Origin of the sequence: Paenibacillus sp., from assembly GCF_031177825.1 — a bacterium.
Classification (GTDB): domain Bacteria; phylum Bacillota; class Bacilli; order Paenibacillales; family YIM-B00363; genus Paenibacillus_AE.
The window spans coordinates 273,414-286,266 of the sequence record NZ_JAPSKE010000005.1 but is presented as its reverse complement, the minus strand read 5'-3'; the positions used below and the strand labels follow the sequence as shown (position 1 = coordinate 286,266).

8 protein-coding genes are annotated in these 12,853 nt (G+C 54.4%); all 8 read left to right on the top strand.

The window, feature by feature from the left end; translation table 11 throughout:
* Nucleotides 1-25 precede the first annotated feature (25 nt).
* The 8 genes from RIN49_RS08590 to RIN49_RS08555 all read left to right on the top strand — a co-directional run bounded on the left by RIN49_RS08590 (nt 26) and on the right by RIN49_RS08555 (nt 12,840).
* On the top strand, nt 26-1,348 hold the full coding sequence (locus RIN49_RS08590) for a Gfo/Idh/MocA family protein (RefSeq protein ID WP_309119755.1): 1,323 nt from the start codon (nt 26-28) through the stop codon (nt 1,346-1,348).
* A 164-nt stretch (nt 1,349-1,512) separates the two neighbouring features.
* On the top strand, nt 1,513-2,631 hold the full coding sequence (locus RIN49_RS08585) for an ABC transporter ATP-binding protein (RefSeq protein WP_309119754.1): 1,119 nt from the start codon (nt 1,513-1,515) through the stop codon (nt 2,629-2,631).
* Nucleotides 2,632-2,799: 168 nt separating this feature from the next.
* Nucleotides 2,800-5,691 (top strand): extracellular solute-binding protein, encoded by a 2,892-nt coding sequence (locus tag RIN49_RS08580; RefSeq protein WP_309119753.1) that lies wholly within the window; start codon nt 2,800-2,802, stop codon nt 5,689-5,691.
* Nucleotides 5,681-6,610: a carbohydrate ABC transporter permease gene (locus RIN49_RS08575; RefSeq protein WP_309119752.1), complete on the top strand. Its 930-nt coding sequence runs from the start codon at nt 5,681-5,683 to the stop codon at nt 6,608-6,610. Before RIN49_RS08580 ends, RIN49_RS08575 begins: the two co-directional genes overlap by 11 nt.
* Entirely contained in the window at nt 6,607-7,512 is a 906-nt protein-coding gene (locus RIN49_RS08570; RefSeq protein WP_309119751.1) for a carbohydrate ABC transporter permease, read from the top strand. The genes RIN49_RS08575 and RIN49_RS08570 overlap by 4 nt, the downstream gene beginning before the upstream one ends.
* Nucleotides 7,513-7,538: 26 nt before the next feature.
* Nucleotides 7,539-9,698 (top strand): YIP1 family protein, encoded by a 2,160-nt coding sequence (locus tag RIN49_RS08565; RefSeq protein ID WP_309119750.1) that lies wholly within the window; start codon nt 7,539-7,541, stop codon nt 9,696-9,698.
* Nucleotides 9,695-11,983: a DUF5696 domain-containing protein gene (locus RIN49_RS08560; RefSeq protein ID WP_309119749.1), complete on the top strand. Its 2,289-nt coding sequence runs from the start codon at nt 9,695-9,697 to the stop codon at nt 11,981-11,983. The genes RIN49_RS08565 and RIN49_RS08560 overlap by 4 nt, the downstream gene beginning before the upstream one ends.
* Nucleotides 11,980-12,840, top strand: a complete 861-nt coding sequence (locus tag RIN49_RS08555) for a carbohydrate ABC transporter permease (RefSeq protein ID WP_309119748.1) — start codon at nt 11,980-11,982, stop codon at nt 12,838-12,840. The genes RIN49_RS08560 and RIN49_RS08555 overlap by 4 nt, the downstream gene beginning before the upstream one ends.
* Nucleotides 12,841-12,853: the final 13 nt, after the last annotated feature.

Here is a 12,853-nt window from a genome sequence, read left to right as displayed (position 1 = left end):
AGGGCAAAGGAGAGAAACGAATCCAATGGTTAGCGTAGAGACACAAACCGTTACACCGAGTAAAGGTTCTAAGCATATTAAGGTTGTGTTGGTTGGAGCGGGCGACCGAGGGATGGGTTATGCTACGCATGCGTTGCGTTATCCCGACGAGATGAAAATCGTTGGCGTCGTAGATCCCGATCCGGCGCGAAGACAACGGGCGGCGGAGGTTCACGGAATCGCCCAAGAGAACTGCTTCGACTCGGTGGAAGCGTTCGTACGGGTTCCTCGTTTCGCCGATGCCGCGATCAACGGGACAATGGATCCCCTGCATGTCCAAACCTCGATTCCCTTGCTCCGGGCAGGATACGATATCCTTCTGGAGAAGCCGATCGGGACATCCGCGGAAGAAATCGTGACCCTGGAAGAAGAAGCCAAAAAGCATGGCCGCAAGGTGATGATATGTCACGTGCTTCGATACGCCCCGTTCTACTCGGAAATCCGCAGGCGAATCGCCGACGGGGAAATCGGCGACATCATAAGCATGTACGCGTCCGAGCATATCCGATATCATCATATGGCCGTGTCGTATATTCGCGGAAAATGGAGCAATCAACAGCTTAGCAAGACGTCTATGCTTATCGCCAAATCATGCCATGATCTCGATATTCTCGCATGGATGAAATCGGGTATCGCGCCGAAGCGCGTCAGCAGCTTCGGGGGGTTAACGCATTTTACGAAGGAACAGGCGCCTGCCGGCTCCGGCGAACGCTGTCTGGTAGATTGTCAGATCGAAGCCTCCTGCCCGTATTCGGCTCAGAAGCATCACGTGGAGATGAACCTATGGGCGAAATACGTGTGGCCGGGGAAGCATGAATCGATGACGGAGGAAGAGAAGCGGGAGTCCTTAAAGACGGATAGCCCGTTCGGACGGTGCGTCTGGAGATGCGACAACACCGTAGCGGATCACCAGTCGGTATCGATCGAATTCGAGGATGGCTCCACGGCGGTATTCAATCTCGTGGGCAATTCCCCGATGAACCATCGCTCTCTTCATATCAACGGCACGAAGGGTGAAATTCAAGGCGCTTTGGAAGACGGGGCGTTCGTCATTCGGAAATACGACGCGCGCCAGGGTCGCGAATATACGGAAGAACGGGTGGAATTGAACGCCTCCAAGGGGATGCATGGGGGAGGGGATTCGATTCTGATTAAAGATTTCGTCCGGATCATCCAAGGCGGCGAGCCGTCCCCCAACACGACGAGCCTGGAAGATTCGATCACGAGTCATCTGGTCGGGTTCGCGGCGGACCGATCGATGGAGGAAGGACGATGGGTCTATCTGAATGAATATCGCGAATTGACGTAAGAAGAAGAGGCCCTCTCTATGTCCATTGGAACCTAGAGAGGGCCTCTTTTTTCATGCGCCTTCCATGTTTTTTATTGTAAAGGAAATCTTCACACGAAATTCACGCCGGTTCCATTACAGTGAATATAAGAGATTCAGACGGATAGGGAAAGGGGAGTTGCGGCTTGGCGCGAATTTTGTTTAATCACGTCTATAAGAAGTACGCGAAAGACTCGACCTACGCTGTGAAAGACTTCAATTTAGAAATCCAAGACCAGGAATTCGTCGTTTTTGTCGGTCCTTCGGGCTGCGGGAAATCGACGACGCTGCGAATGGTGGCGGGGCTGGAAGAGATCAGCGAAGGGGAAATGTATATTAACGACCGCTTAATCAACGATCTCCCCCCGAAGGATCGGGATATCGCGATGGTATTCCAAAACTATGCCCTATATCCGAACATGAGCGTGTACGAGAATATTGCGTTCGGCCTTCGACTGCGGAAGCTTCCGAAGCACGAAATCGACCTTCACGTGAAGCGAGCGGCTAGAGTGCTGGAGATCGAACAGTTTCTCAGCCGCAAGCCGAAGCAGCTTTCCGGCGGACAACGGCAGCGGGTCGCCTTAGGCCGGGCGATCGTAAGGAATCCGCAAGTGTTTCTCATGGACGAACCGTTATCCAACCTGGATGCGAAGCTGCGGGTGCAGATGCGCACGGAAATCATCCGGCTGCACAAGCAGCTTGGCGTGACCACGATTTACGTCACCCATGATCAGACGGAAGCGATGACGATGGGCAACCGGATCGTGGTGATGAAGGACGGCGTCATCCAACAAGTGGATACGCCGGAAGGAATCTATAACTTGCCGAACAATCTGTTCGTCGCCGGGTTTATCGGATCGCCGCCTATGAATTTCATAAGCGGTAAACTGCTAGAGAACGGAGACAAGCTGGAGTTTCATACCCGTCGATTCGCCTTGGAAATCCCCGTGAAGAAAGCGGCTGCCTTGCGCGCTCGCAATCTCGTCGAACGGACTGTCATTCTTGGAATCCGACCGGAAAATATTAGCAACGAACGATTCGAGTCAGGTACTTCCCCTCATGCGGAGCTTCAAGGGATGCACAAATCCAGCGAGCTGATGGGGGCGGATCGATTCCTCTTCCTGGATGCCGGGACGGAAAATGATCTCATCGTGCGCGTACATCCGAAGTATCGGTACGACATAGACGAGCCGCTGACGGTGACGATGGACATGAGCAAAGCGGTGTTTTTCGACCGGGATAGCCATGAACGGATTACGGAGTAAGGGAGGGGGAGCGACATGCAAGCGAGGAATACACGGAGGTCCCGTCCCGCGGTCAGGTTATGGATATCCGCGCTTTGCGCAATCCTATCGATGTCGCTCGTGCTGACTTCCGCCGTGTGGCATCCATCGCAGGCTGCAGCGGACGAACCTCGGGATCGACTCCAATCGATGCAAGAACAGTTCGGGCACATGTACCATGACGTCCTGCGGCAATGGCAGGCGGAAGGGTTGTCCGCAGGGACGGAATCGTTTCGTATTCAGGCGACCGATTACATCGCTGCATCGGATGAATCCGGACTTGCGAAGGGTAGCTACGCAGGTGCCGGAGATGTCCTCATCTGGCGTAACGACCGGGACAACTGGATCGAATACGAAGTGGAAGTGCCGGAGACCGGCCTGTACGAGATGACGGTACGCTACAACCATTACCGGGATGAAAGCGCTTCAGGGTCGAGTACCTATCGTCCGGCGACGTTTTCTATCGCGGTGGACGGCGCATTTCCTTTCCGAGAAGCTCGGTCGATTCGGTTCCCTCGGTATTTCCGCGACGCGATGCCGCTGAAAGTCGATCGCTTCGGGGATCATATGCGTCCGCAGCCCATCGAGGTAGAACGTTGGGCAGACTTGGCGGTCACCGATCGGGAGGATTCTTATGGCGTTCCGCTGTTGTGGAAACTAACGGAGGGGACGCACACGTTGCGGCTGCAGGGCTTCTCCTCAATCGTGCTAGACACGATCGCGTTCGGACCGCCGGAAGCGTTGCCGACCTACGGCGAGGTACTCGCCGGATACCCGGCGGCGAATCCTTCGGCCGGCAGCGAGCCGATCGTTATCGAAGCGGAACGGATGCACGAGAAAAACGAAGTTTCGATTCAGATCTTGAGCGATAAAGACGCTTTCATGACGCCGAAGTCCGACGGAGCCACCCTATTTAACGGAGTGGGGGGAAACCGGTGGAACGACGGAGGAGAGCAGATCACATGGGCGTTCACGGTTCCGGAAGCCGGCTTGTACGATATCGGTCTTCGCGTCTTGAATAACCTGCAGTCCAATGTGACTTCTTATAGAAAGCTATTGATCGATGGGAAGGTTCCTTTCCAAGAGATGCTCGCATTCGGAATCCCTTACGACAATAAGTGGCAGCGATACATCCTTAGTAACGAGGAACGACAGCCCTATGCGTTTTACTTGGAAGCGGGCGAACACACATTGTCCATGAGCGTCACTTATGCGCCGCATAAAGAAGTGCAAGTGCTTCTCGAACAAGCGATTCAGCAGCTCGGCAACGTAACGAGCGATGTGCAGATGCTGACAAGGGGCGAGGACGATCCGAACCGCACTTGGGACATCGAAGACAATTTTCCGGAAATCCCGGAGCAGCTGCGGCAAATTCAAGAGAAGCTGCACACGATGTCCGAGCTGTGGATCGCGAATAACGGGCGCAAGGATAATAACTACCAGTCGCTTCGTACAGCTATATCGGATATTCAAGATTTGGTCGATCGGCCGAATCAGATTCCGAACAAGAAGGACACGCTGGCGATCATTCAGTCCAAGGTAGCCTCGATTACGAATCAATTAACGAAACAGCCGCTTGCGCTCGACCAGATCGTTCTCGTCCCGCATGGAAGCGACTTTCCTAGAATGACGGCCAACCTCTGGGAGAAGGCGACGAGCGGGGTCATGAACTTCGCCCGGTCCTTCAGCGAGGAGAATCAGTTGTCCGATAACGAAGAGGGCGTACTAAACGTCTGGATGAATTATGGCCGGGACTATGTGAATTTGCTTCAGGAGCTGGCCGATCAGTATTTCACGCCGGAGACGGGCATTCCCGTAAAGATCGACTTGCTGCCGCGCGAGGAGCTGCTCGTACTGGCCAATGCGACGAACAAAGCTCCGGATGTGGCGCTCGGGATCAGCGAAGGCAAACCGTCGGAATTCGCCTTCCGCAACTCCGCCGTGGACTTGTCCGCATTCGAAGGATCCGAGGAATTCATCGAGAACTTCGCGCCGGGATCGATGCTCCCCTATTATTATGACGGCGGATATTATGCGGTACCGGAAACCTTGCAGCTCAAGATGCTGTTCTATAGGAAGGACATCTTAGACCAATTAGGTCTCGGGATCCCGAACACGTGGCATGACGTATACGAGATGCTGCCGACCTTGCAGCAGAATGGATACAACTTCTACATTCCTACGGGGGAATTTCTGATGTTCGTCTATCAGAACGGCGCCGACTTCTATAAGGAGGACGGAATGCGGACGGGGCTCGATACGCCGGAAGGATTCACTTCGTTCCAGCAAGCGACGGAGCTGTTTAGTCTCTACGGCATCGAGCAGCAAGTCCCGAGCTTTTACCAGCATTTCCGCGACGGCGATATGCCGATCGGAATCGCGGATTTGAATACGTATCTCCAATTATCGGTGGCCGCTCCCGAGTTGACCGGATGGTGGGGAATGGCGCCGATCCCGGGGTACGAAGGCGAGTTAGGCGAGGTGGAGCGTTGGGCGGGCGGCAATATCGGCATGCTGTCCCAAGGTCTCGGAGGTTTCGGAGCGGGGACGCCGGCATCGGGAGCCGCCGGTCAGAGCTCCGCGATGATTATGAAGAAATCTTCGAATCCGGAATGGGGCTGGGAATTTATCCGTTGGTGGATGTCTTCCCAAATTCAAGAGCAGTTCGGTTCCGAGTTGGAAGGCTTCTATGGGGCTGAATTCCGATGGAACACAGCGAATGCGGAGGCGTTCGTTAAGCTGCCTTGGACGCCGGATGAGTTGGATCCGCTGTTGGAGCAGTGGCGTTGGTACAAATCAATGGTTAATGTACCGGGCTCGTATTTCATTCCGAGAGAGCTAAATAACGCTTGGAACCGGACCGTCGTCGACGGCATGAATTACCGCAGCTCGCTGGAGAGAGCGGTGATGAACATCAACCGGGAGTTGATCCGGAAGCAGAGCGAATTCGGGTACCGCGACGAGGCCGGAAACATTCTCGAAACGTTCGGATTGCCCGAAGTGAATCGCCCATGGGAAGGGGTCGATCGATATGCCGATTAGGATGCGATGGTCTGCGGCAGCGCAGGAAATTTGGCGATACCGGTTGTCCTATCTCTTCATAGCGCCGTTCGTAATTTCATTCGGCATCTTTATCCTTATTCCGGTGCTTGCGGCCATGGGACTTAGCTTCACCGCCTTCAACGGGATGGAGGCGCCGCGCTGGGTCGGCTGGAAGCATTACGAATACTTGTTCTCTCAGGATTCGCTCTTCTTGCAATATGCGTTGCCCAATACGGTGAAATTCGCCGTTATCGTAGGGCCGGGCGGTTATATCGCCTCCTTCGCGCTGGCTTGGCTCCTGGCGCAGCTTCCCGATCGAGCGAGGCTGTGGTATGTGTTAGCGTTCTACGCTCCCTCCTTGGCGGGGGGAGTGGCGATGTCGATCATCTGGATCCCGTTGTTGTCGGGCGATAGAATCGGGTATTTAAACAGCTTTCTACTAGGTATTGGATTCATCGACGAACCGCGATTGTGGGTGTTGGATAAGAAGTATTTGATGAATTCGATGATTTCCGTGACGTTGTGGTCTTCGATGGGCATCGGCTTCCTTGCCATGTTGGCGGGCATCCTCAACGTGGATAAGACGTTGCACGAGGCAGGGCGGGTGGACGGCATCCGCAGCAGGCTTCAGGAGGTGTGGTTGATTACGATCCCGTCGATGAAACCCCAGATGCTGTTCGCGGCCGTCATGGCGATCGTCGGCGCGTTCAAAGCGGGGCATATCGGGGTGGAGCTTTCCGGACAAAATCCGACGCCGCAATATGCGGGGCATCTGCTTGTGAACCATGTAGAGGATTATGGGTTGATCCGGTTCGAGATGGGGTATGCCTCCGCCGTGTCGGTCGTCCTGTTGATTATTATATTCTTAGCCAATCGACTGAGCTGGAGGTTGTTCGGAGCGAAGGAGGATGAGGCATGAACCGGTTAGGTTGGAACGAGCGGGCAGCGGTTGCGCTGCGACGCCGAGCGTCCCTGCTCCTCGGATGGGACCGCGGGCAAATATGGATCGCGGTCGTACTGCTGCTGCTGGGGATTTTCATGCTTCTCCCGTTGATCTATATTTTCAACCACGCGCTGAAGCCGTACTCGGAGCTGTTCATATTTCCGCCGAATATTTTTGTGATGGATCCGACTTGGGCCAACTTTACGGAGTTGTTCGTCGTGACCCGGGACTCGGCCATCCCGGCGTCGCGGTACATGTTCAACAGCATCTCGATCGCCGTGATCGCGACGTTAGCCGTGACGATCGTCAGCGCCCTCTGCGCGTACCCGCTGGCGAAACACAAGTTTCCGGGCGCCAACGCACTGTTCTTCGTCATCATCGTGTCGTTGATGTTCGTTCCGGAGACGATGCAAATTCCCCGTTATGTCGTTGTATCGTCCCTAGGCATTACGAACACGTTTTGGGCCCATGTATTGCCGCACGTCGCGGCACCCGTCAGCGTCTTCCTCATGAAGCAATTCATGGACCAAGTGCCCAACGAACTGATCGAGGCGGCGAAGCTCGATGGAGCCCGGGAAGTGATGATTTTTCTGCGCATCGTGATGCCGGTGTGCATGCCGGCCGTCGCCACCGTCGCCATCTTGCAATTCCAGAACATCTGGGGGAATACGGAAACGTCCGTTTTGTTTACGACCGACGATTCGATGAAGACGTTCCCTTATTTCCTGCAGACGTTGACGCAAAATTTAGCGAATTCCGTAGCGCGGCAAGGGGCTGCGGCAGCCGCTTCGCTGGTGATGATCGTACCGACCTTATTCGTCTTCTTGGTCTTTCAACGCAAGGTGATCGCCACGATGGCCCACTCCGGTATCAAATAATCGCGCGGAAAGGAGGAGCGAAGCCATTGAAGTATTGGAGAAAAACCTTGCTCTCTGCGGTAGCCGCCGTGCTTCTGACCACTGTAGCGGGAGCCGGAGACCCTGCGGTCAAGGCCGATGTGATGTATCCGACGTTCACGAAAGACAGTTACGGCAACGTGATCTTCACGCAACCGGCATATACGCCGATCCGACTACTGGGCGACGATCTTGTCGTTCCGGACCCGGAGGAGCCGGAATCCGAACAGTCCTCGCCTCTGTCGGGACCGAAGGACGTGTTCGTCGATTCGAGAGATCATGTCTATATCGCGGACACCGGGAACAACAGAATCGTGCACTTCGATGAAAATCTACATTTTCTTCGGTATATTGAGTCGGAATCTTCCCCGTTCAAAGCCCCTGAAGGCGTATTCGTCGACCCAGAGGGCGACATCTACGTAGCCGACACGGGGAATCAACGGGTCGTGCACCTTGATTCGGAAGGAAACTTCGTACAGGAGATGGGGCGTCCGGATTCGCGGTTCATTCCTGAGGATTTCAAATACGATCCGATCAAGGTCGTAGCGGATCGGCGGGGGTACCTGTATGTCGTAACGCTCGGGGGTTACAGGGGCTTGCTGCAGATCGATCAAGAGGGGAATTTCCAAAGCTTCTATGGAGCCAATAAAACGGAGTTCTCCGTGCTGGACGCGGTGAAGCGAGCGCTGTATACCGAAGAGATGTACGCGAACGAAATCAGCAAGTTGCCGGGAGCGATCAGCAATGTGGCGATCGGACCGGACGGATTCATTTACACCTCGACTTCGGGAAATATCAGCAGCAGCCAGGTTAAGCGGTTAAACTACGAAGGGAAAAACCTGTTGGTGAATTCGACGGAACGGCTTGAAGGAGAATCGAAGTCGCTTTCTTTCGGAGAACGGTTGTGGACGCGGTATTCCGAGGAAGGGCGGAAGCTGCTTCCGCAAATCGCGGATCTTGCCGTAGATCAGTATGGCAACATCATCGCCATCGACCAACAATACCGATACGTCAACCAATACGATGCTTACGGCAATCTTCTGTTTTTCTGGGGCGGCCGATCGGCGCCGTCTTCGACGCAGCTCGGCTTGATTAAAAATCCGGTGGCCGTAGCGGTCAATTCGCGAAACGAGTTGTTCCTCCTGGACGATCAAGAGAATGTGCTCCAAGTGTTCCGGCTGTCGGAATTCGGTCAACTCGTCTATCATGCGAACGATTTGACGAATAAGGGGTTTTATGCGGAGAGCGAGCCTTATTGGCATCGAGTGCTCGAGCTGAACGCGCAATATACGCCCGCCATTCTTGGATTGGCCAAGACGGCCTACCAGAAGGAAGAGTACGACACGGCGAAGGAACTGTTTCGACGCGCCGGGGACCAAGTGGGGTACTCGGATTCGTTCTGGCAGCTGCGGCTAAGATGGTTCCAAGAACGATTTTCCTTCTTTGCGACGTTATTCGTAGCGTTTAGCGCCATATACCTCGCCTCCGGACGGTTCGTCCGGAAGCTGGCCGCTCGGTTCGCCGCCCGACGACCAACTCGAGGGCTCCATCCGGTATGGGAGCAGCTGAAGCATGCGTTCTACATGCTGAAGCATCCGATAGACGGGTTTACGGCGCTGCGGTTCGAAAATAAGGGCGGCTACCGGGGAGCTTTCCTCGTCTTGATCGGCATGTATGCCGCCTTGCTCGTGTATCGCATGTTAACGAGCTTCTCCTTCCTCAAGGCAGAGGAACACTCGGTCAATGCATTGACCGTATTCATTCAATTTTCGCTCGTGTGGCTCATATGGGTGATCTGCAATTATTTAATCAGCTCGATCTACCGCGGGGAGGGCCGCTTCAAGGACGTGTTCGTCGGCAGCGCATACGCTCTGATCCCGTTCGCGCTTTTCGCCATCCCGTTAACGTTGGTTTCCAACGCCTTGACGTTGTCCGAGGAAGCGATCTATCAGTATCTGTTTTACGGCTTGGTCGTCTGGGTCGGCGCCATGTTCTTCTGGAAGGTGCAGTCGTTGCAAAATTACGGCGTAGGAGAGACCGTCGTCAACATCTTGCTGTCCGTCTTCGCCATGCTGGTCACAGGAGTACTCGCCTTTATCGTGATCGGCTTGTCGAACGAGCTTAGATTGTTTATTTATGAAGTGTACCAGGAGGTGACGCTTCGATGAGTCGAATCGTTGGTACGATTCGCGCGCGAATCCCGCAGACGATCGTGATGTCGCTCTTCCTCGCTGTGTTGATCTATCTGGCGATGACGACGGACATCCGATGGAGCTCCGAAGGGGCAACGGCTCCGCCTCTCGCGGCGACGATCGAAGCCGTGCAGAACCCGATGTCGGGTCATGAGGAGCTGCCGTCGGAGGGGCAATTCGAACAAGTGGCGGAAACGCATACGCTCGTTTTGCGAGTCGATCCGGGGTCAGGTCACTTCATGGTTACGGATAAGCGGAGCGGGAATCTATGGCATTCCTACCCGAACCCCGAGCATTGGAAGGACGAGACGATCGGTGGCATCTGGAAAGATCATTTGCGATCCCCGGTTATGATCCAGACATTAGATTTTACGAGACATAATGCGCGTCCGGAATTAACGAACTGGATTTCCGCCAACGGCGCGATCCGCGATTACGAGCCGATCGAAGGCGGCGTTCGCCTCACGTACGCGTTCACCGACGTACAAGTATCCATTCCCGTAGAAATTCGGATTCAGGACGATTATATAGAGACGAAGATCGTGAACGAAGGAATTCAAGAGGCGAGGAACGGATTGTTATCGGTACGCTTGTTCCCCTTCTTCGGGGCCGAACACAGCATCGGTCAAGACGGGTATTTGTTCATCCCCGACGGCTCGGGGGCGATTATGAATTTTTCGAAATCCAGTCGGAATAAGATGAATCTTTACAAGGAACCGATCTACGGACCGGACTTCGCCTACCGCGCCGACGAGTCTTCGCGACATACGGTAAGAATGCCTGTCTTCGGCATGAAGTCGGGCGATAACGGATTCCTATCGGTCGTGGAAGGGGGAGAAGAGTACGCCGACATCATCGCCTCCCCGGCCGGCGTTTACAGTCTATATAATTGGATCGGCGCGGAGATGCGTTACCGCTCCCCGTACGAGCAGGTCACGAACCGCCACCGCGAAACCTCGTATCTGGCTTATGACGAGGAACGCCGTTTCGGGTCCGACCGCGTCGTCCGCTACTACGTATTGACCGGCGAGCAGAGCACGTATGCGGGAATGGCTTCTCGGTACCGTCAGTATTTGATGGAAGAACAAGGGTACGAACGCCTTGTGCCGGAGCAACGTTCGATTCCGCTCCAAGTGTCCCTCATCGGCGGGGATCGGGAAGAAGGCTTGTTCATGGATGCCTACGTTCCGATGACGACCTCCAGTCAAGCGATGGAAATCGTGAATACCCTCTACGGCATGGGAGTGGAGCGGATGAGCATTAACCTGCTCGGTTGGCAGAAAGACGGGTTCACGAGTTTCGGCGACGTTCTCCCGGTCGATTCCCGCTTGGGAGGGAATGAAGGCATCCGGCATTTCGTCGATTTCGCGCATTCGCTCGGGTTTCCGGTGTCCTACGGCGTCAATTATGTGTTGAACAACACGGGGGCGCACGGCTTCTCTAGCCGGCATTCAGCGATGCGCGATATGTCCGGCACGATCATGAATTTCGAAGATTGGTACGGGAACGACTTGCCCATGGCGAGCCTGCGGTTCGTCGAACGGTATTTCGACGAGGATCTGCAGGAGATTTCCAAGCTAGGGTTCGACGGAATGACATTCGGCCATGGATACGGTTACGGCGGGGGAGTGGGGCAATGGTTGATCAGCGACTTCAATACGCGGTACGGCAGCAGCCGAAGCGAGGCCAAGGCGCTGCAAGCGCAGTTCTACCGTCAGGCGGCGGAGCGATTCTCGACCGTTAATGCAAGCTATTCCGCGCAGTACGTGAACGCATATGCAGACCATATTTTCGGGATGGTCGACGATTACTCTTACGACCTGTTCTCGGATCGGGCGGTTCCGTTCATGCAGATCGCGCTGCACGGGCTGCTTACCTATTCTTCCCGATACGTGAACGATCGAGGGGAATATCAAGAGCAATTCTTGCGGGATTTGGAATACGGGGCGCTTCCGTCCTTCGCCTTCACGCATGAGCCGACGCATCGAATGAACGATTCATACAGCCTAAGAATGTTCAGCACGCAGTACGAGGATTGGGCGGAGAAGGCGGTTCAGCAATACCAAGCCTACAACGAGGCGCAACGCGATCTGCAGGATCGATTTATCGTGAACCACCGGGCGTTGGCGAACGATGTGTTCGAGACGACCTACGAGAACGGGACGCGGATCGTTGTGAATTATGGGAGCACTCCTTATTCGGTCGGTACTATGCATGTCGAGGCGAGAGGTTATTTCATCGTAAAGGAGAGCGAACAATGAAGCGTCTAAGCGCCAAGGCGGTGCGGAATATCGAAGGCTCGTTGTTCATCGCTCCTTGGGTCGTCGGATTTTTCGTCTTTATGGCGTTTCCGATTTTGTATTCGCTGTATATGAGTTTCCATCGGGTACAGGTGTTGGCAACGGGCATCGAGGCCAATTTCGTCGGATTCGACCTTTACAAATCAATCTTATTTGAAAACGGGAGCGTCCTTTACAACGACCTGATCCCATTTTTGAGCGAAGCCGTTATTATGTTGCCGATCATTATCATCTTCTCGTTACTGATCGCGATTATTTTAAACCAACGGTTTCCCGGTCGATTGGCGTTTCGGATGATCTTCTTCTTGCCGGTGATCTTTACGACGGGCAGAGTCATTCTCGAATTTATCGCGCAAGGGGAAGGCGGGCTGGATTTCCTGTCGCGATATAACGTGAACTCGTTCATCGCGACCCGCCTCCCGGAGCTATGGGCGAACGCCATCATAACGGTGTTGGAATCGTTCATTTTGATCCTTTGGTATTCCGGGGTTCAAATTTTGCTCTTCCTTGCCGGCCGCCAGACGATCCCGAGCTCGATCTACGAGGCGTCTCGCATCGATGGGGCGAACCCTTGGGAGACGTTTTGGAAAATTACGCTGCCGGGTATGATTCCTTTCATTTTCCTGAACTTGGTCTATACGGTGGTGGACTTGTTCACCTTCCCGACGAATCCGATCATCGCCAAGGTGAACTCGAGCAATTACGGGCTATCCAGCGCGCTGGCATGGATTTATTTCATGATTATTCTGGCGTTTTTGGGCGTAACGCTTCTCGTTTTCCATCGGATCACAAGATCTTACCGGGTCGTAAATTCGTAGAGGGGGAATGGGA

Bases quoted from the DNA above. Each gene is read 5' to 3' on its own strand.
- RIN49_RS08590 (WP_309119755.1), top strand. From the start codon at position 26: ATGGTTAGCGTAGAGACACAAACCGTTACACCGAGTAAAGGTTCTAAG.
- RIN49_RS08580 (WP_309119753.1), top strand. From the start codon at position 2,800: ATGCAAGAACAGTTCGGGCACATGTACCATGACGTCCTGCGGCAATGG.
- RIN49_RS08575 (WP_309119752.1), top strand. From the start codon at position 5,681: ATGCCGATTAGGATGCGATGGTCTGCGGCAGCGCAGGAAATTTGGCGA.
- RIN49_RS08570 (WP_309119751.1), top strand. From the start codon at position 6,607: ATGAACCGGTTAGGTTGGAACGAGCGGGCAGCGGTTGCGCTGCGACGC.
- RIN49_RS08560 (WP_309119749.1), top strand. From the start codon at position 9,695: ATGAGTCGAATCGTTGGTACGATTCGCGCGCGAATCCCGCAGACGATC.
- RIN49_RS08555 (WP_309119748.1), top strand. From the start codon at position 11,980: ATGAAGCGTCTAAGCGCCAAGGCGGTGCGGAATATCGAAGGCTCGTTG.